General features: G+C 71.1%; 16 protein-coding genes, 1 tRNA gene, 1 pseudogene and 1 riboswitch. Of the genes and pseudogenes, 7 read left to right on the forward strand and 11 right to left on the reverse strand.

Annotation, left to right across the window (positions count from 1 at the left end; genetic code table 11):
- Positions 1-103 precede the first annotated feature (103 nt).
- Complete coding sequence (locus tag ACTVCO_RS05460; RefSeq protein WP_443727400.1) at positions 104-2377, forward strand: glycosyltransferase; 2274 nt, start codon at positions 104-106, stop codon at positions 2375-2377.
- A 16-nt stretch (positions 2378-2393) separates the two neighbouring features.
- Here ACTVCO_RS05460 and rfbA read toward each other — a convergent pair whose 3' ends face one another.
- The 4 genes from rfbA to serC all read right to left on the reverse strand — a co-directional run bounded on the left by rfbA (position 2394) and on the right by serC (position 5918).
- On the reverse strand, positions 2394-3281 hold the full coding sequence (gene rfbA, locus ACTVCO_RS05465; protein ID WP_443727401.1) for a glucose-1-phosphate thymidylyltransferase RfbA: 888 nt from the start codon (positions 3279-3281) through the stop codon (positions 2394-2396).
- 69 nt (positions 3282-3350) lie between these two features.
- On the reverse strand, positions 3351-3998 hold the full coding sequence (locus tag ACTVCO_RS05470; protein WP_443727402.1) for a dTDP-4-dehydrorhamnose 3,5-epimerase family protein: 648 nt from the start codon (positions 3996-3998) through the stop codon (positions 3351-3353).
- Positions 3999-4277: 279 nt separating this feature from the next.
- Positions 4278-4598 (reverse strand): hypothetical protein, encoded by a 321-nt coding sequence (locus ACTVCO_RS05475; RefSeq protein ID WP_443727403.1) that lies wholly within the window; start codon positions 4596-4598, stop codon positions 4278-4280.
- A gap of 195 nt (positions 4599-4793) precedes the next feature.
- On the reverse strand, positions 4794-5918 hold the full coding sequence (gene serC, locus ACTVCO_RS05480; RefSeq protein ID WP_443727404.1) for a phosphoserine transaminase: 1125 nt from the start codon (positions 5916-5918) through the stop codon (positions 4794-4796).
- A 161-nt stretch (positions 5919-6079) separates the two neighbouring features.
- Here serC and ACTVCO_RS05485 point away from each other — a divergent pair, with 161 nt between their 5' ends.
- From ACTVCO_RS05485 to ACTVCO_RS05495, 3 genes are all read left to right on the forward strand, one after another.
- On the forward strand, positions 6080-6781 hold the full coding sequence (locus tag ACTVCO_RS05485) for a metal-dependent transcriptional regulator (protein ID WP_443727405.1): 702 nt from the start codon (positions 6080-6082) through the stop codon (positions 6779-6781).
- Between the two features lie 200 nt (positions 6782-6981).
- A riboswitch (cyclic di-AMP (ydaO/yuaA leader) is annotated at positions 6982-7141 on the forward strand.
- Positions 7142-7143: 2 nt separating this feature from the next.
- The gene (locus tag ACTVCO_RS05490; protein ID WP_443727406.1) at positions 7144-7926 is read left to right on the forward strand and encodes a C40 family peptidase; all 783 of its coding nucleotides are present in this window, start codon (positions 7144-7146) and stop codon (positions 7924-7926) included.
- A 166-nt stretch (positions 7927-8092) separates the two neighbouring features.
- Positions 8093-9082 carry a universal stress protein gene (locus tag ACTVCO_RS05495; RefSeq protein ID WP_443727407.1) on the forward strand — a complete coding sequence of 330 codons (990 nt, stop codon included), beginning with the start codon at positions 8093-8095 and terminating at the stop codon, positions 9080-9082.
- A 32-nt stretch (positions 9083-9114) separates the two neighbouring features.
- On the opposite strand, the gene ddaH is transcribed toward ACTVCO_RS05495, so the two are convergent.
- The 4 genes from ddaH to ACTVCO_RS05515 all read right to left on the reverse strand — a co-directional run bounded on the left by ddaH (position 9115) and on the right by ACTVCO_RS05515 (position 11446).
- Positions 9115-9921, reverse strand: coding sequence for a dimethylargininase (gene ddaH / locus ACTVCO_RS05500; protein WP_443727408.1), 807 nt, complete (start codon positions 9919-9921; stop codon positions 9115-9117).
- A 1-nt stretch (position 9922) separates the two neighbouring features.
- Entirely contained in the window at positions 9923-10693 is a 771-nt protein-coding gene (locus tag ACTVCO_RS05505) for a hypothetical protein (protein ID WP_443727409.1), read from the reverse strand.
- Positions 10690-11223, reverse strand: coding sequence for an OsmC family protein (locus tag ACTVCO_RS05510; RefSeq protein ID WP_443727410.1), 534 nt, complete (start codon positions 11221-11223; stop codon positions 10690-10692). The genes ACTVCO_RS05505 and ACTVCO_RS05510 overlap by 4 nt, the downstream gene beginning before the upstream one ends.
- 147 nt (positions 11224-11370) lie before the next feature.
- Positions 11371-11446, reverse strand: a tRNA-Arg gene (locus ACTVCO_RS05515).
- A gap of 335 nt (positions 11447-11781) precedes the next feature.
- Between ACTVCO_RS05515 and ACTVCO_RS05520 the strand changes: the two genes are divergently transcribed.
- Positions 11782-16653: a hypothetical protein gene (locus tag ACTVCO_RS05520; protein WP_443727411.1), complete on the forward strand. Its 4872-nt coding sequence runs from the start codon at positions 11782-11784 to the stop codon at positions 16651-16653.
- Positions 16650-16991, forward strand: a complete 342-nt coding sequence (locus ACTVCO_RS05525; protein WP_443727412.1) for a hypothetical protein — start codon at positions 16650-16652, stop codon at positions 16989-16991. Before ACTVCO_RS05520 ends, ACTVCO_RS05525 begins: the two co-directional genes overlap by 4 nt.
- Before the next feature lie 187 nt (positions 16992-17178).
- Here the strand turns inward: ACTVCO_RS05525 and mscL are convergent, their stop codons facing one another.
- Together mscL and ACTVCO_RS05535 are read right to left on the reverse strand one after the other, a co-directional pair.
- Complete coding sequence (gene mscL / locus ACTVCO_RS05530) at positions 17179-17610, reverse strand: large conductance mechanosensitive channel protein MscL (RefSeq protein ID WP_443727413.1); 432 nt, start codon at positions 17608-17610, stop codon at positions 17179-17181.
- A 39-nt stretch (positions 17611-17649) separates the two neighbouring features.
- Complete coding sequence (locus tag ACTVCO_RS05535) at positions 17650-18342, reverse strand: RcpC/CpaB family pilus assembly protein (protein ID WP_443727414.1); 693 nt, start codon at positions 18340-18342, stop codon at positions 17650-17652.
- A gap of 87 nt (positions 18343-18429) precedes the next feature.
- On the opposite strand from ACTVCO_RS05535, the gene ACTVCO_RS05540 reads away from it, so the two are divergent.
- Positions 18430-18678 (forward strand): hypothetical protein, encoded by a 249-nt coding sequence (locus ACTVCO_RS05540; protein WP_443727933.1) that lies wholly within the window; start codon positions 18430-18432, stop codon positions 18676-18678.
- A gap of 14 nt (positions 18679-18692) precedes the next feature.
- Here the strand turns inward: ACTVCO_RS05540 and ACTVCO_RS05545 are convergent.
- A pseudogene (locus ACTVCO_RS05545) lies at positions 18693-19013 on the reverse strand (FmdB family zinc ribbon protein); the annotation flags it as partial.

The raw sequence follows: 19013 nt of genomic DNA on the forward strand, positions 1-19013 counted from the left end.
ATGCTCTCGTGAGCCCGAGCCCGAGGTAGTACGCATGCGTGAGAGACGAACCGACCGCTCTGGGGCGTCGTGGTGGCGACGCTCCTGGCGGCTTGAAAGCACCGTGGCTTCCGATGCGCTCAACCCGCCATTCGTCACTGTCATCGTCCCGGTCTATAACGTGGAGGAGTACCTCGCGGAGGCGGTCGGCTCGCTCACGGCGCAGACGTACCGGCATCTAGAGATCCTGCTCATCGATGACGACTCGACGGACGGCTCGCTCGCGCTCGCTCGCCGCCTCGCTCAGGAGGACCCGCGCATCACGGTCGTCGCAGTCGACCACGGTGGTCTTGGCGCGACCCGCAACCGTGGGCTCGAGCGGGCTCGCGGTGATTACGTGACGTTCGTAGACGCTGACGACATCGTTCCGCCGGACGCCTTTTCCGCCATGGTCGCTTCGCTTGAGGCGTCGGGCTCGGCATTCGTCACGGGCGGGGTCGAGCGCTTTGACTCGACGCGAGCGTGGATCGCTCGCTGGGTGCGTGAGGTGCATGGGCGAGACAGGCGAAGCACGACCCTCGCCGAGCTTCCCGAGGCCATGCGCGACATTCTCGCGTGCAACCGCATGTACCGACGCTCCTTCTGGGATGAACACATCGGCCCGTTCCCCGAGGGCATGGTCTACGAGGACCACGTGCCCATGCTGCGCTCCTACCTCAACGGCACACGGTTCGACGTGCTCGCCCAGGTGACCTACCGCTGGCGGAAGCGTGACGACGGCACATCCCTCAGCCAGCCCAAGGACGAGCTCGCCAACCTCGCTGACCGCGCACGGGCCAAAGCTGACGCGTGGGACCTTCTCGAGCGTGAGGGCACCGCGACGGAGAAGGCGCTGTGGATTGCGCGCGTCTTCGACCTCGACCTCGTGCCGTACCTCAACCATGCCGGCACGGCCGAGCCCGACTACCAGGAGCTGCTCGCGACGACCGTCGCGACGTATCTCGAGCACGGCTCCTCGACGCCCGAGGGGCGACGCGAGCTCGCCGCGCGGGTACGCGGACCGCAGCGCCTTGCAGCCTGGTACGCAGCCCACCGCGACTGGACTGCGCTCGCCTCGCTCGCCGCCGACCTTGCCGGCAGGCGGCCTCCGCTCGCGCGGCTCGACCGTTCCGGGCTGCGCGCCCCCCGCGCCGTGGTCGACGACCGTTCGCGTGCCGCCGCTGTGCAGCCCTTGCCTGACTGGTGGGCCGAGGTCCCGCTCGATGTCGAGTCGTCGCTCATGCTCAACCGGCTCACGTGGAACTCGGAGGGCCTCGTCGTCCGCGGGACGCTGAAGATCCCCGGCCTCGCCGTCGTGCCCGGCGATGCCGCCGTCACGCTCACGGTCGGCGAGCTGCCCGGCGAGATCCGGGCGCACGTCGTCGGCCCGGCGTCCCGCCGACCCGACGCGCCCCATACCGGGTCGGAGCTCGACGTCGTCGCCGTCATCTCGCGTGCCACGCTCGCCACCGTGCGCGGCACCGCCACCCCTGTGCGCGCCACTCTCGTCCTCGCCGGCACGCACACCGAGCCGGTCACCTTCGCCGCCGGGACGGGGACGCGCGCCCCTCGGCCCCGCGCCGAGATCATCGACGGCACAGCGGTACTCCCCGTTGTCGCCGACGACGAGCTCCACCTGCGGACGAGCCGGCCCGCGGCGATAGCGACGATGCTCGCGGTCACTGACGGCCACCTCCGCGTCGCACTCTCCGCAGAATCCCAGCCGGAGAGCGTCGCGTTCAGCGGCACCGAGCCGTACATTCCGCTCGCCCCCGACGACGGCACCTGGACCGTCGCGCTCGACCATCTCGCGCACGCCGACCACGACGCCCCGCTCGAGGCCGTCGTCAAAACTCGGGGCACGCGCATCGTCGCGTCGACGGCCCTCCGGAACTCCCTCCCACGAGGCCTAGCGGCGTCCGTGCGCGGGACGCTCCACATCATCCCGGGCCCACGCGCGCGCCTCACCGCAGTGGCTGCTCATGACGACGGCCTCGACCTCGGCCTCGTCGAGGCCGGCCTCGCCGACGTTCCTCACGGCAGCACGTGGCACGCGATCGTCCGCGACACTGACACCGAACGGCTGCTTCCTGTCACGGGCACTGCCCCCACACGCGCGCATCTCGACGTGCCGCACCTCGCCGCGACAGCAGATGGGCATCGTCCCACCGTCGCAAGTGTCAGGCTCACGCTCGTTGGGCCCGACGGCACCGTCGTCCCGCTGCGCGTCGCCGACGCCGTTCTCGACGCCCAGCCCTTCACCGCGCCGTCGGGTGCCTACAACGTGAGGGTCGTCGCCCGCAAGGACGGCATCGAGATGCGCGTCGAACACCTCAAGCCGGTCACGCTCGCGCACTAGCGCGAGCGTGGGCTTCTCACACCGCGAGCAGTGGCGAGAGCGAACGGTCGAGCAACCCCAACAGATAGGCCCCGTACCCCGACTTCTCGAGTGCGTGCCCGCGCTCTGCGAGCTCGTCGTCAGTGAGGAACCCGCGCCGCCACGCGATCTCCTCCGGTGCGCCGATCTTCATGCCCTGCCGATTCTCGATCGTGCGGACGAAATCGGAGGCTTCGAGTAGCGAGTCGAATGTGCCCGTGTCGAGCCACGCCGTGCCGCGGGGGAGGACTCCGACCTGCAACTTGCCTTGGTGCAGATACTCCCTGTTGACGTCAGTGATCTCGTACTCCCCGCGCGCCGAGGGCTCGAGGCTCTTGGCGATCTCGACGACGTCATTGTCATAGAAGTACAGGCCCGGCACGGCGTACGAGCTCTTCGGAACGGCCGGCTTCTCCTCGAGTGAGATCGCGCGGCCGTCCGCGCCGAACTCGACGACCCCGTACGCAGTCGGGTCCGCCACCCGGTACGCAAACACAGCGCCGCCCTCGACATCCGTGTAGCCCTGCAGCTGCCGGCCCAGGCCGTGCCCGTAGAAGATGTTGTCGCCCAGGACGAGAGCGCACTTATCGGCGCCGACGAAGTCCTCGCCGAGCACGAACGCCTGCGCGAGGCCGTTCGGCTCCGCCTGCACCGTGTAACTGATCGAGATGCCGAACTGCGAACCATCGCCAAGTAGCCGATGGAACTGCTCGGCGTCGTGCGGTGTCGTGATGACCAGCACGTCCCGGATCCCGGCGAGCAGCAGCGTCGAGAGCGGGTAGTAGATCATTGGCTTGTCGTACACGGGAACGAGCTGCTTGCTCACGCCCATGGTGATCGGATGAAGTCGTGTGCCGGAACCCCCGGCAAGGATGATCCCCCGCATGCAATTGATCCTGTCCCGGACTCCTCCCCGGACGGAGCGCCGCTCACCCTGACCTCACCCCCATACCCCCTACACCCCCACAGTGCGCCTCGGGGCGTAGTGAGGTCCGAGGAATCCGACGTACGCGTCGACCGCATCCATCGTCGGGAGCAGACCCGCTGAGAGCGCCTCTGCCAGCGTCGGGGCGGCTTCGTCCTTTATGGAGAGCTCGTATGTGAGCGGGCTGCCATCGCGGGCGCGCGTGGGCCACTCGATGCCGATCTCGGGGTCGAGAGGATGTATGCCGTGTTCGCGCCCAGGCGCGTACGGCGTCGAGCACATGTAGGCGACTGTTGAACCGTCCTCAAGCGAGCAGAATGCGTGCCCCAAGCCTTCGGCAAGGTAGGTCGCGCGCCGGTCGACATCGTCGAGCAGGACCGCGTCCCAACGTCCAAACGTCGGTGAGCCCACCCGGATGTCGACGACGACATCGAGGACGGCGCCTTTGACGCATGTGACGTACTTGGCCTGCCCGGGGGGCACGTCGGCGAAGTGGACGCCGCGTAGTGTGCCGACGGAGGACACCGAAACATTCGCCTGCCGGAGGTCGAGGGAGCGTCCGACCGCTGCCTCGAACTCTGAGGCCTTGAAACTCTCGAGAAAGACGCCGCGGTCGTCTTCGTGCTGCTGGGGCGTGATCTCCCACGCGCCGTTGAGACTGAGTTCTCGGAACTGCATGGTGAACCTCCTGGAGGGTCGGCTGGATGCTAGGCAGGCCTCGCGATGAACAGGGCGAGCCGTGAATCTTGGATGTGAAAAGAAGGTCGTCGTCGCATCTTCAGACGCGGACGACAGGCGATGGCAGATCGTCGGAGTACAGGAATGCCCGACGTAGGCGTGGGGTGTGTCCTGGCCACGGGTGTCGAGCTGATCGGCGACCGGTTCGGGTGCTGGGCCTCAAACATCGCGCGGCTGCTTCGCCGTTGGCGTTCTCGCCGGCTGACAGACCGGGCATGCTTAGGGCGTGGGGGTCGGCGGCCGGGCGGGCGCACTTTGGGTGGCGGGCGCGATCGTGCCGTGCTCGAAGCGGTTGAGGAGCGTGGCGACGCGGCTCGCGCTGTACCACGTGTACTCGTCGACGTCGTTGGCGATTTTGGCGAGAAGGGACCCCTGCTCGAGACGCTCACGCACGCGCCACGAGAGGCGGCTCAGGTTGAGGGGTAGGCGGTTCTCACTGAGGTCCTCGTCTGCCGCGTACCTCGTGAAGCAGAACAGCCTCTCGTCGGGCGCGCCCGCGTATGTCGTCGATTTGAGCCCGACGACCTCGCCGCGCGTCACGTGACGCACCCCTGGCCGATGGCGGCAACCCGCTCAGCGGTCTCAAGCAACATCGCGCTTCCCCCGTCCCGACACGCCATGGCGCGGCGTGCTGTGTGCACACGCTACGGACGCATCGGGCGAGCGCGACAGGGTTGCGTGCCGAGATCACCCTGACCCCACCCCGGAAGCGGTCGGCGCTCGCCCGCTAGCTACTCAGCCCATCCGCTCGACGACGTAGTCGACCGCCTGCGTGAGGCGCTCGACGTCGCTCGGCTCGACGGCCGGGAAGACGCCGACGCGCAGCTGGTTGCGGCCGAGCTTGCGGTACGGGAAGACGTCGAGCACGCCGTTCTCGCGCAGCACCTTGACGATGCGCGTGGCGTCGACCGACTCGTCGATGTCGATCGTCGCGACGACGTTCGAGCGCGCGGCCGGGTCAGCGACGAACGGCGTCGCCCACTGCCGTTCCTCAGCCCAGCGGTAGAGGACTGACGCGGACTCCGCGCAACGCGCCGCCGACCACGCAAGGCCACCCTGCGCGAGCAGCCACTCAACCTGCTCAGCAAGCATGACGAGCGTCGCCACCGCGGGCGTGTTGAGCGTCTGGTCGAGGCGCGAGTTCGTCAGCGCGATCTGCAGCGAGAGGATCTCGGGGATCCAACGCTCCTTCGCGAGCCGCTCGGTGCGCTCCACGGCGTCGGGGGAGAGCGTCGCAAGCCACAGCCCACCGTCAGACGCGAAGACCTTCTGCGGCGCGAAGTAGTAGACGTCGGCCTGCGAAGCATCGAGTGCAAGGCCGCCCGCGCCGCTCGTCGCATCGATCGCCACGAGCGCGCCGTCCGAGCCCTCAGGGCGCACGACGGGTGCCATCGCACCCGTCGACGTCTCGTTGTGAGGCCACGCGTAAAAGTCGACGTCCTCACGGACCTCGGGGAGGCACACCGTGCCCGGCTCCGACGTCCGCACGAGCGAGTCACCCAAGAAGGGCGCGCGCGACGTCGCGGCAGCGAACTTCGCCGAGAACTCCCCGAAGGCCGCATGTGAAGCACGGTCATCGATGAGTGAGAACGTCGCCACGTCCCAGAACGCCGTGGCGCCACCGTTGCCCAGCACGACCTCATAGCCGTCGGGCAGGGAGAACAGCTCGCTCAACCCGGCCCGCACTCGCCGCACCACGTCCTTGACGGGTGCCTGGCGGTGCGAGGTGCCCAGCAGGTGCGCACCCGCGGCTGCGAGCGCGTCAACCTGCGCAGGGCGCACCTTCGACGGGCCAGAGCCGAAGCGCCCGTCGCGGGGCAGCAGATCAGCAGGGACAACGATCGCGGTGTTCTCGGTCACGCTCGGAGAATACGCGCGTCGCCCGGCCTCAGGCAGGGGCGTCCGCCCACTGACGACGGGACTGCGCGGGCGCTGGAGCCGGCCCCGCGGGTTCGTGACCCCGCGTCAGAAGGGACGGCCTAGACTGGGCCGCGACCGACGAAACAGGGAGGCTGTGCGCCGTGAGCGACCTCATCGACACCACCGAGATGTATCTGCGGACCATCTACGAGCTTGTCGAGGAGGGGATCGTCCCGCTTCGCGCCCGCATCGCTGAGCGACTGGGACATTCCGGCCCCACCGTCTCGCAGACCGTGGCGCGTATGGAGCGCGACGGCCTCGTCGTTGTCTCGGGCGACCGTCACCTCGAGCTCACCGAGGACGGTCACAACAAGGCCATGCGCGTCATGCGCAAGCACCGTCTCGCCGAGCGCCTGCTCACCGATGTCATCGGGCTCGACTGGGAGTTCGTCCACGACGAAGCCTGCCGGTGGGAGCACGTCATGAGCGACCGCGTCGAGCGCCACCTCATCGGGCTGCTTGACCACCCGACGAGCTCGCCCTACGGCAACCCCATCCCGGGCCTCGCCGAGATCGGCGGGACCGACCCCGGCGCGGCCTTCCTTGACGGCGTCGTCTCGCTCCAGGTCGTTCACGACGAGCTCGCCGACGGATCCTCCGCGACCGGGATCGTCGCGCGCCTGGGTGAGCCCCTGCAGACGGACATCGAGCTGTTGGCGCGCCTCGCCGCGGCGGGCCTCACACCCGGGACGACTGTCGTCCTCACGCGGCGTGCCGAGCGCCTCGAAGCGGCGTCGGTCGACGCCGAGGTGGGGGCAGACCTGCCCGTCGAAGTCTTCCGACACGTTTTCGTGGAGCGCTGACCGCTCCCTCGCATCATGACGAAAGGGCGTCCCGCCGCAGGTGGGGCGCCCTTTCTCATCGCCGCACCCCGGGGTCCCCAAAAGAGGTGTCCACGAAACGTGATCGGAACGTGACATGGCGTAGGTCGGTGGGGTACCTTCGATCTGCCCGACCGGTCAACCGGACGGGACCGCGGACGGAACGCCGAGCTCTGCCACCGGCCGCGAACACGTTGAACCGCTGGCAGAGGCGGGGGAACCACCTTGGTTTCGTGGAGACACGAGACCCGGGGTGAAGCCGGAACGACCTCGGTCGTTTCGGCCGGGCACTCTTCAGCCCGAACCCGACAGCTAACTTCGCAGGCGTTGGAGAGAGGCCAGCAGTGACCCTCAGCACCACCCGCGGACGCCACCGTGCCGCACGCCGCCCCCTCGGCCAAGTCATTGTCGACGTCGCAGGAGAGGGCATCGGGCGGCGCACAGCAGTCGTCGCAGCGTCCTCTGGCCTCCTCGTCTCGATGGCTGTGGCCCCCGCCAACGCAGCAGTCGGCTCTGACGCCGTCGCCATCGGCTCCGCCGATGTCTCTGCCCTCACGTCGCAGGCCCGCGCTCAGCTCGCAGCAGCTCCCGCCGTGACCGTCTCCGAAGGCTCCTGGGCCGCCGACATCGACGAGGTCGAGGTCGTCAAGGTCACCCCGGCACCCGAGGTTCGTCGGGCCGCCCCGGCGCCCACGCGCGCCGAAGCTCCTGAGCGCCGCGCGGCCCCTGCCTCGCGCTCCTCCGAGCGCACCGAGGCCCCCCGCGTCAAGAACAACCCGATCCCGCAGAGCGTCTCGGGCTCCAAGGTCCTCGAGATCGCCTCGCGCTACGTCGGCGTCCCGTACGTCTACGGCGGCTCGACGCCCCGCGGCTTCGACTGCTCGGGCTTCACGTCCTACGTCTTCGCCCAGGTCGGCGTCAACCTGCCGCGCTCGTCCGGAGCCCAGCGCGGCGCCGGCCAGATCATCTCGCGCGCCGACGCACGCCCCGGCGACCTCATCTGGACCCCGGGCCACATCGCGATCTACGCGGGCGGCAACACCCAGATCGACGCCCCGCGTCCCGGCAAGACCATCCAGTTCCGCAAGATCTGGCAGAGCAACCCCACGTTCATCCGCGTCGGCTGAGAAGCACGCACCGCACAACGGCCTGGCCCCGCACGGGGTCAGGCCGTTGTCGTTGAACCACACGCCGCTGCCCGTGCGGTGTGCAAGAACAGGTCGGGAACGGGTAAAGTCAACGGCAGGACGACGTGGTCCGCTCGCGCCGTCACTTCAATGAAGGAGGCCACCTGTGCCGCACCGTGACGTAGTCCTTGTCGGAGTCGACGGCTCAGCCCCGAGCCTCCACGCCCTCGACTGGGCCGCTGCTGAAGCCAAAAAGCTCGGCTGGCCACTGCACGTCGTCTGTGCGTACTCCCTGCCCTCCTTCACCGCCGCGTCACTCGACGGCGGCTACGCGGCACTCGACGACACCGCAATCCTCGACGGAGCCCGCTCCGTCCTCGACGAAGCACGCGACCGCGCCGCCGCCCAAGGCGTCGCCGTCACCGCAACCGTCACGACAGGCGACCCCGCAGGCGCGCTCGTCGACCTCTCCAAAGACCACCGCCTCGTCGTCGTCGGAACCCGCGGGCACGGCGGCTTCGCCGGACGCCTCCTCGGCACCGTCTCCTCCGCGCTGCCCGCGCACAGCCACTGCCCGACGGTCGTCGTGCCCTACCTCGGCGAAGACGGCGAACGCACCGCCATCAGCTCGATCGCCTCGAACGCAGGCCTCGACCCCGTCGATCAGCGCCCGCTGTTCCCCCTGCGACGCATCGTCGTCGGCATGGACGGCTCACCGACCGCAGAAGACGCCCTGCGCGCCGCCCTGCGTCAGCAGAAGCTCTGGGACTGCGAGCTCGTCGCCGTCGCCGGCGTGCCCGTCGGCTCCGGCGCCGGCATGCTCGCGTGGCTGCCCGCAGCAGTCGACCACGAGGCCGTCCTCGCCGACGTCGCCGAGGGGCTGAGCGTCACCGTCGACCGCGTCCTCGTCGACCACCCCGGCCAGACCGTCCGTCGCATCGTCCTCGACGGCTCCGGCGCCGAGCTCCTCACCGAGTTCTCCACCGCCTCTGACCTCGTCGTCGTCGGCTCCCGCGGCCGCGGCGGCTTCGCCGGGCTCCTGCTGGGCTCAACGTCGCAAGCCGTCCTCCACCACGCCAAGTGCCCCGTCATGGTCGTCACCAAGCGCGCCGCCGCAGCCGACAACCCGGTCGGCAACCAGGCCGCCGCAGAATGACCCGCGACGCGCAGCTGCGCTGAGGCCCAGCCTCAGCGCAGCACGAGCGTGCAGCACTTCACCGAGCCGCCACCGCGCAAGATCTCTGACACATCCACGGGCATGGGCGTGTAGCCGCGCTCGCGCAACCGCTCCTGCCACGCACGAGCCCCCGCGTTCAACCACACCCGCTCGCCGTCGCTCAACGCATTGAGCGCGAACTGCGCAGCGTCGTCCTCCGTCGCATGCAACGCATCGGGGAACAGGCGCGCAAGCACGTCCTGTGACTCCGGGGTGAACGCCCCGGGGAAGTACGCCACATCCACGCCCTCAGCGTCATCACGCAGCACCGTGAGCGCCGTGTCGAGGTGATAGAAGCGGGCGTCCACGAGCTCGAGCGTCACCGCCTCGCGCCCCAACACCTGCGCTGCCTCCGCGTGAGCCGCACGCTCCGTGCGCCACCCCGTCCCAGCAAGCAGCATGCCGCCGACCGTGAGCAGATCACCCTCACCCTCGTTGACATGCTCAGCCTCACACGTGCGCAGACCCAGCTCGGCGAGACGCGCGAGGTACGCGGGCCCCTCCTCGCGGCGCTCCGCAACGAAGAACCGCGCCTCATACGCCACACCGTCGACAACGGTCGCGCCATTCGCCGCGTACACCATGTCCGGCATCCCCGGAAGCGGATCGATCAGCTCGACCGTGTGCCCCGCCGCCACATACGCCTCACGCAACGACTCCCACTGCGCCATCGCAAGGGGTACGTCGACAGGCCGCGACGCGTCCATCCACGGATTGATCTCATACCCCACCGTGAACTCCGTCGGCGGGCACATGAGCAACCGCATGGGCCGTGCCACGTCAGTCGACCTTCGGGTGCAGGGGAGCAGCCTCAAGCGACGCCGCCTCAAGCGATCCCTGAGCGAAGCCGTCGATGACGCGCAGCTGCGGAGCAAAGGCCGCGGGCGGATCCCCGAACGCTGCTCGCGCCTGCTTGACCACACCGCGGCCCAGCGCCCGGCCACCAATGACACCGACCGCAGCGCCAATACCGAACGGGACGAGGCGGCCCAGCAGCATGCTCGAGTGCCGCAGCAGATGCTTCTTGACGAAGCGTCCTGCCAGCACCTTGTTGACCCGCTGAATCGTCGACGACGGCATAGACGCCAGACCGACCCGCGCCCACGCCGTCGGGTTGAGACCAGCCGACGCCATCGCGCGCGAGCCGTCCTCACCCAGAACCGACGCGAGCAGCAGCGTGCGCCGCTGCGCCACGTCGTCGACCTCGACGCCGTAGACGTCGGCCACCGCGAGCGTGTACGCCGCGGCAGCAGCAAAGAACGCCGCGACATCCGCCGCGGTGAGCGTCGCCGCAACCGCCGTGCCGACGGCCGGGATCGCGGCCGTGCCACCCACCGCGCCCCCCGTGGTCTGCACGAGCCCGAGGAACTCCGCGTCAAGGATCGCGAGGATCCGCTCAGGGGACGCCTCAGGGTTGCGCCGACGCAACGAGGTGACATGCGCATGGATGGCCGACGACGGCACACGCACAGCCGCGTCGATCGCGCGCGCCACGACGCCCGAGCCCGGAACCTTCGAGAACTCCTCGAACGGGTCGCCAGCGCGGCTCATCGCGCGACCTCCTCGGCGAGATGCGCGGTCGCCTGACCCGTCGCGGCGTCGATGAACGTCACGTGGACCTCCGCACCCGCCTGGACCGTGCGGCCCACCGTGCAGTTCTTGTCGATCGCGCGGCCCGCCGCCGTGAGCAGACGTGCCGCGGCCTCGGGCTCGAGCGCCGACAAGTCGATCTCGAGACGCTCGTGGACCGCCGTGTAGCGCTCTTCCGCGACGTTCTTCACCGCGGCGCCCGCGAGCTGCGCCTCATAGTCCTCGCCCAGCCGGCGTGCGAGCGTGACGTCCGTCGAGAGCCCCGTGCACCCGAGAAGCGCGAGCTTGAGCAGCTCGCCAGGGGTGAAGCGCTCATCGTGCTCGCCCGAGCCGATGTGGACGACCGCGCCGCGGTCGTTGTAGCCGACGTACTGCCGCGGGCCCACGCGTTCGAGGCGCACCGGAGCGGGGTCGTCGGGCAGCGCCCCTGCGGCCTCAGCCGCGTCGGCGGCGAGAGCGGCGGCGAGCTCGAGATCAGGAGATGACGTCATGTCGCCCAGTTTTCCACGACCCGAGCCGGACGGCGACGGGCACGGGCCCCGTCTCAGCCCGGCGACGAGCACGACGCTCAACAGGCGAGGCCGCGCCCCGCCGGCGCGACCCTGCGCGTGCGGGCGCTGCCCATCACGCCTGATGCGTGGTGCGCCTGGGCAGATTCGAACTGCCGACACCCGCTTTAGGAGAGCGGTGCTCTATCCCCTGAGCTACAGACGCTGGGCGCGGGCCAGCCCGCGCACGCAGGAGAGCCTACCGTGCCCGCCCGGGACGACCGCACACGGGCGCCCGCGAGACCGCACCCAGGCGCGCGTGACGACCGCACACGGGCCCCTCATGGCATCCAGAACCCGCCCGGGACCTGCGTTGACACAAGGTGGTTGAATGTGCAAGATTCTCGATGACGGCGCGCATCGCCTGCCCCCTGCGTGGTGCGCGCCGTCCCTCATGCCCGGGCACGGACGCCGTGGCAGCGGGGCGGCGAGGCCACCCGCACAACACGCTGCGCGGCGTGGCATCGCGCTGAGCGCGCCCACCGCAGTTAGCGTGGCGGGGTGAACGTCGCCGCCAGCCAGACCTCCCCGGGTGAGCACGACGGGCAGGGCACTGCGCCCTCGTCCGCGGCCCCCCGCGTCGTCGTGCCGCCGACGACACCGCAGGTCGTTGCCCGCGCAGTCGCTGGGTGGCGCCGTAGCCTCTCCGACCGAGCCGGGGTCTCCTCGCTCGCGGACGTCGACCTGCTCGGCGAGGCCGTCCTCGACCTCACCCACGCGCACCCGTCGGGCGTCGCGCAGCTCTTCGCGGGCCGCACGACGGCCCTCGCCAACCTCTTCCGCGAGGGCGTCTCGCTGCCTACCGCCCGCCGCCGCGCCCGCGCGGTCTCGGCCCGCGCAACCGAGCAGACCGAGCGCTACGGCATCGCGCCGACGTTCCTCGCGATCGGCGTCGCGTCGTGGACGGTCGACTCCGCGTCGTCGACGTCGCACGACGACGTCGCCGCGCTCGCGCGCATCGCGGCGTCCGCCGCGCCGAGGACGGAGCTCGACGACGAGGCGCCCGTCGGCCCCCGCACCGTGCACGCACCCGTCCTGCTGCGCCCCGTGCGCCTCGCCGAGCGCACGTCGAGCGACGGCGACTTCGAGATCGGCCTCGAGCCGACCGCCGAGCTCAACCCCTTCCTCGCGCGCGCCCTGCGTGCCCGCGGCGCGCTCCTCGACCCCTCCGCGCTCGCGGCGAGTGCGTTCGACGGCGGCGGCTTCGACCCGCGCGCCGTGACCGAGCGCATCCACGCACTCGGAACAGCTGTCCTTCCCGGCTTCGAGCTCGTCGAGAAGCTGCTCGTCGGCTCGTTCGTCCACCCTGGCCAGGCGCTCGTCGACGACCTCGACGAGCTCGTCGGGCTCGAGCACAACGACCTCGTCGTCGCGCTCGCGCACCTCGACCTCGAGGACGCGCACCTGGTGCAGCACGCCAAGGAGTCCGACGTCCCGGCGGTCGAGCTGCCCGACGACACGGCCGCGGCCGCCGCGCGCGTGCACGTCCAGCGCGACCTGCCGCCCATGCGCATGGGCGACGAGGACCCGGCCGACGAACGCGGCGTGGGCGACCTCGATCGCACCCAGCGCCACCTGCTCGACGCCGTCACCGCGGGCCGTCACATCCTCGTCGACGCACCGGCGGGCGCCGACGTCGCCGGAACGATCACTGCCGTCCTTGCCGACGCCGCCGCGTCGGGCCGCAGCGTCCTCTACGTGCCCGGGCACCGCCGCGCCGCCGAGCAGGTGCTCGCGCGCATGGCCGAGCACGGGATCGACGACCTCGCGCTCGACATCGAGCCGTCGTCGTCGTGGCGTGCGGGCGTGTCACGACGCCTGCTCGCGGCCATGACGCTTGAGCCCCCGTACGTCGACCGGCAGGCCCTGGGCCGCACGCGCGCCGACCTCATCGACACACGCCGGCGCCTCGCGGGCTACATGAGGTCGCTGCACCTCGTGCGTGCTCCGTGGGACGTCTCGGCGTACGACGTCCTGCAGTCGCTCGCGCGGCTCACGGCGGAACGTCCGTCGCCGACGACCCACGTGCGCCTCGACCTTGCGGCCGCTGCCGCACTGCGCGGCGACGCGCGTCTCGACGTCGCCGACGACCTCGTGCGCGCGAGCGAGCTGGGCGCGTTCACGCTGCGGCCAGGTGCGACCCCCTGGTTCGGCGCAGATCTTGACAATCAAGACGCAGCACTTGATAGCCTCGCACGTGCAGCACGGCTCGCGAGCACCACTCTGCCAACCGTCCTCGGGCAGATTGAACACGTGCGCCGCACGGCAGGGCTCGTCGAGCCCCGCACGGTGCGTGAGTGGGGCGAACGCCTCACCACCCTTGATGGTCTTCGGTCGACGCTTGACGTCTTCCAGCCGATGATCTTCGAGCGCACCGCCGCGGGGCTCGTCGCTGCGACTGCGGACGCCCGCACGCGCCGCGGCCAGCCCGACGACATGACCGCGCTGCAGCGCCGCCGCCTCGTCAAGCAGGCCAAGGACATGCTGCGTCCCGGGATGCGCGTCCCCGATCTTCACGCGGCCCTCGTCGAGGTCCAGGCGCAGCGCGACGCGTGGACCGCCGTGTGCCCGGGCGGCGGCTGGCCGATCCTGCCCGACGGCCTCGCCGACATGGAGCAGACCTGGGACAGCCTCATGGCTGACCTCGACGCTCTCACCCCGGTCCTCGCGACGACCCCGGCGGGCGCGAACTTCCTCGACACCCCGATCGAGGACCTCCTCGGCCGCATGGCGGCCCTCGCCGACGACCGCGAGGCGCTCGACACCCTTCCCGAGCGCACGCGCCTCGTGCGCTCGCTCGCCGCGCGCGGCCTCGGCGACCTCGTCACCGACCTTCGCGACCGCCGCGTGAGCACGGGCCTCGTCATCCCCGAGCTCGAGCTCGCCTGGTGGGCGACCGCCTTCGAGGCGATCCTCGCCGAAGACCGCTCGCTCGCGATCTACGACGGCGCAAGCCTCGAGGCCCTCGCGCAGCGCTTCCGCGAGCTCGACCGTGAGCACGTCGCGGGCCTGCCCGGTCCCGTCCTCGTCGCCGCACTCTCAGGCATCACCCTCGCCGTGCGCCGCCACCCCGACGACGCCGAGGCTCTCTTCGCCGAGCTCCTCGAGGGGCGCTTCGGCGGACTGCGCGACGCAATGGGCCGCTACCCGGCGCTCGTGCGGGCCCTGCGGCCCGTCGTCGTGGCGAGCCCGACGCTCGTGCCGCACATCTTGCCGCCGAGCCGCACCGTCGACCTCGTCGTGCTCGACGCCGTGCAGCACCTGCCGCTCGACGTCCTCATGCCCGCGATCGCTCGCGCCCGCCAGGTCGTCGTCGTGGGCGACCCGCGGCGTGCGTCGGGCTCGGGCGTGCGCGACCTCGCGCGCCTGCTGCCCTCGATCGCCGTGACTGCGCACGTCTCCTCGCGCGACCCGGAGCTCATCGACTTCCTCGTCGCGCACGGGTACGACGGCGTGCTCAGCCCGACGCCGCTGCCCCTGGCGCGCGAGCTCGTGCGCTTCGACAACATCGGAGGGACCGGCGTCCCCTCGGACGACGGGACCGTGCTCACGACCCAGGCCGAGGTCGCGCGCGTCGTCGAGATGGCCGTCGAGCACGCGCTCGTGCGCCCCGAGGAGTCGCTCGCGATCGTCACGCTCTCTGCCGTGCACGCCGAGCGGGTCCGCGAAGCTCTCCACACCGAGGTGCGTCGCAACCCGGGCCTCGCCGACTTCTTCTCACCCGAGCGCGCCGAGACCGTCGTCGTCGCCGACATGTCCGCGGTCGCCGGGCTCAGCCGCGACGCCGTCATCCTCTCGGTCGGGTTCGGACGCACCCCCCACGGCCGTGTCCTGCACCGCTTCGGTGCCGTGGCCGAGCCGGCGGGGGAGGCCATGCTGCTCGACGCCCTCGGCGTCTCGCGCTCGCGCCTCGACGTCATCACGTCGTTCTCCGCTGCCGACCTCGACCCCGAGCGTCTGCGCGCGCCGGGGACCAAGCTCCTCGCCGACTTCCTGGCGTTCGCCGAGAACCGCGCCCGTGCGGGACACGGCATGGCGAGCACCGAGGCCCCCGAGACGGGGCTCAACCCCGACCGGCTCGTCATCGACCTCGCCGAGCGCCTGTGGCGCGCCGGCCTGCTCGTCGAGACCGACTTCGGCAAGCGCAGCGGCGAGCGCATCCCCCTCGTCGTCGGGCACCCCGACCTTCCCGAGCGCATGCTCGTCGCCGTGCTCACGGACGACGACGCCTACATCGCTGAAGAGTCCGTGCGCGTGCGCGACCGCCAGCGCGCCGAGCGCCTCGAGCAGCTCGGCTGGACCGTCGTGCAGGTGTGGAGCGCCGCCGCGTTCCTCGATCCGGTCAAGGAGGCGAACCGCATCCGCACCGCCGTGCTCGACGCCGCCGCCGCGTTGCGTCAGGCGCCGCTGTTCGGTGGGCTCGCGCTCGGGCACACGACGGATGAGCTCGCGGACGGTGTGCCGACCGGAGCCGCCCCTGGCTCCGCCGCTGTGACGGCGCGGTCGAGCGAAGCGCCTGCGACCGCCGCGGCCCCGCGCGACGCGGCAGTGCTGGGCGAGGCCATGGACGTCGACGCTCTCGTTGAGGGAACGCTGGCCGATGGTGCGCTGGGCGGCGGAGCCGCGGCCGACGGCGAGCTGGCCGATGGTGCGCTGGCCGACGGAGCGTTGGCCGATGAGGGCCTGGCGGATGCCCGTCGTGCGGACGAGACGGCGAGCGATGCTCCCGTGCGTGACGTCGTGAGCCCTGCCGCGACCACGAGCGCCACGCCGAGCCCCGTCGCGCCGACGCACCCCGCCACGGGTGCGAGCGCGTCGACCGGCGCGAGCATGTCGACCGGCGTCAGCACGACGACGGGTGCGAGCGCGTCGACCGGCGCGAGCGCGATGACCGGCGTCAGCACGACGACCGGTGCGAGCGCGATGACGGGCACCAGCGCGATGACGGGCGCGAGCGTCGTGTCGGCGATGACAGCTGCTGAGGTCGTCGACGAGGCCTCGGCCGAGCCGCGGGCGTTCGTGCGCTCGCCCCGTTCACCCGGGGGCACGGCCCGCAGCGAGGCTGTCCTCCAGGGCGGCTTCGCGATGGTCGGGGGTGTGCAGCCGGACCTGCTGACGTCGAGCACGGGCGAGGACGTCGGCGACGACGACCCGGGCCGTCAGACGCGACCCGACGTGACGCCAGGCCTGCCGATCAGCGCTTACGGCGACAACGACCTCGACGCGCTCGCGCAGTGGATCACGTCAGACGGCGTCGTGCGCAACGAGCAGCAGCTCGCGGGCGCCCTGCGGGCCGAGCTCGGCGTCGTGCGCCGCTCCAACCGCGTCGACGCGGCGGTCGCCGCAGCCGTGCGCCGACTCCTCGGATCATGACACTGCCTGACCCGACGACCTCCGCAAACCCGGACGACGCCCGTAACGGTGCGGCACCCGCGAGCGGTGCAGCAGCCCCGAGCGGTGCGGCGGCCACGAGCCGTGCAGAAGCAACGAGCGGTGCAGCAGCCCCGAGCGGTGCAGCCGCGCAGACCCCTGCGAAGCGCCACCGTGGCAGCCGCCGCGTCGTGCGGCAGGGAACCGAGTCCGGGACCGTGAGCGGCACGAGCGCGGACGAACGCTCCGAGGGGTGGTCCGAGCAGGGGAGTCCCTCCCGTGACGCCGACTACCTGCGCGACCGCCCGCCCCACTGGGGTGGAGCGGGCTACCGCGACTGACGTCGAGCCTCCGAACCGCGCACGCACCCGCGCCACACGACGTCCGCACCGCACGGCGTTCCGGACCCCACGGCGTTCCGGACCCCACAGCGTTCCTGGCCGCACGGCCGTCCGTGCAACGCACAAGCCCGGTGCCGCGACCCTCGTTGAGGGCTGCGAGACCGGGCTCGTGCGGACGAGCGGATGCTCAGATCAGCGGGGTGCCACCGCTCTGCGGTGTGCCGCCGTTCTGCGCGCGCAGCAGGTCGCGGATCTCCTCGAGAAGAGCAACGTCCTCAGCCTTGACCTCGGGCTCAGGCTCGACGCCGCGGGCGCGGCGCTCAGCGAGCTTGTTCATCGGCAGCACGATGAGGAAGTACACGGCTGCGGCGACGGCGAGGAAGTTGATGATCGCGTCGAGGACGAGACCGGGCATGAAGACCGCGTCGTTGATGGTGAAGTTGAGCGACGAGGCAAGGTTCGGTGAACCGAAGACCGCGGCGATGAGTGGCGTGATGATCGCGTCAACGATGTTCGTGACGATCCGGCCGAAGGCAGCACCGATGATGACGGCCACTGCCAGCTCGACGACGTTGCCACGCATGATGAAGTTCTTGAAACCGCTGAACACGTCCTTCACGGCGTTCCTCCTGCTCGCTGGGCATGACTTGCGTGCCGATCATGCCACGAGGATGACCCCGAGGCCTCCTGAAACAGCCGATGCGGCGACATCGGGAGCGTCCTTCACGTGCACCGCGAGCAGGACGATGGGCTCCGCGGCAGCGGACGTGCCGAGCAGGCCCGCGTCCTGCGCGCCAGGAGGGGGCGAGGGCAGGACGAGCGCGTCGCGCGTGAGGACCCGACCCTCGGCGGTCGCGGCCCCGCCCGGGTCGGGTGCGCCGGGCTGGATGACGTCGACGCGCGTCCCGGGCACGAGCATGACGGCGACCTGAGCGTCGGCGAGCCGGACGGGAACCGCGGCGGTGCCCGGAGGCAGCGCCGCGGCGCCGCGCACGAGCATCTCGGGGCACAGGGGTGTGCCGGCAGCGAGCGCGATCGCCGGGTGCGAGCCGAGCGCCGCGTCGATCGTGTCGAGCGCGCACGGCGGCGCCGAGCCGCTGTGGACCAGCGTGAGCGTGAGGGCCGAGGCGCTCAGGGGCTGGCCGGCGGGGACGTCGCGGGCGAGCGCGACGACCGCGCTCCGGGACGGCTGCGGCGGCTGCGTGGCCGTGACGAGCGCCCAGGCGAGGACGCCGAGCCCCGCGCAGGCGACGATCCGGCGGCTGCGCCAGGCGAGGACGCGGGCGATGCGGGCCCTGCGGCTCGTCGAGACGGCGCGGCCGTGATCACCGAGGAGGGGGGAGTGCGTCATGCGGCGACCGTAGGCCGGTCGCGTGACGATGCGGATCCGCTTGTGGGCGGTCGTGTCGTGCCCGCCGCTGTGGGCAGGGTGCAAGCGGTGTCCGGTCCGGGACGCCGGGCGCGTCAGGCGGCGCCCGAGGCCTTCGACGACGACGAGCTGGCCGAGGACGAGGAGCCAGAGGAGCCCGACGACGACCCTGACGAGGACGACCCTGACGAGGACGACGACCCCGACGACGACCCCGACGACGAGCTCGACGACGACGAGTCTGACGACGACGCGCCCGCGGAGCTCGACGTGCCCGAGACGGTCGAGGACGACCCCGAGCGGGAGTCTGTCCGGTAGAAGCCCGAGCCCTTGAAGGTCACACCGACGGTCGAGAAGATCTTGCGCAGCCGACCCGAGCACTCGGGGCACACCGTGAGGGCGTCGTCCGAGAATGCCTGGTGGATGTCGAAGCTGTGACCGCACGCGGTGCACGTGTACGCGTAGGTGGGCACGGATCTCTCTCCTTGCTGGCGGGGTGCGGGGCCGGACGGGCCGCCGAGGGCTGGCACTCCGTCGTTCCGAGTGCCAACTATACGACGCGTGGCGCGCGTCTGGCCGTGCATCCCATCACACGCGGACACCCCGCGCTGGTGGTCGTTCCTGCCAGTGTCCGAGCGCCCGACTAGGCTCAT

The organism is Sanguibacter sp. A247, assembly GCF_052324925.1.
GTDB lineage: Bacteria > Actinomycetota > Actinomycetes > Actinomycetales > Cellulomonadaceae > Flavimobilis.

Excerpts from the sequence above, each read along its gene's own strand:
- rfbA (WP_443727401.1), bottom strand. The coding sequence starts at position 3,281 with ATGCGGGGGATCATCCTTGCCGGGGGTTCCGGCACACGACTTCATCCG.
- ACTVCO_RS05470 (WP_443727402.1), bottom strand. The coding sequence starts at position 3,998 with ATGCAGTTCCGAGAACTCAGTCTCAACGGCGCGTGGGAGATCACGCCC.
- ACTVCO_RS05505 (WP_443727409.1), bottom strand. The coding sequence starts at position 10,693 with ATGAGCCGCGCTGGCGACCCGTTCGAGGAGTTCTCGAAGGTTCCGGGC.
- ACTVCO_RS05510 (WP_443727410.1), bottom strand. The coding sequence starts at position 11,223 with ATGACGTCATCTCCTGATCTCGAGCTCGCCGCCGCTCTCGCCGCCGAC.
- ACTVCO_RS05525 (WP_443727412.1), top strand. The coding sequence starts at position 16,650 with ATGACACTGCCTGACCCGACGACCTCCGCAAACCCGGACGACGCCCGT.
- ACTVCO_RS05535 (WP_443727414.1), bottom strand. The coding sequence starts at position 18,342 with ATGACGCACTCCCCCCTCCTCGGTGATCACGGCCGCGCCGTCTCGACG.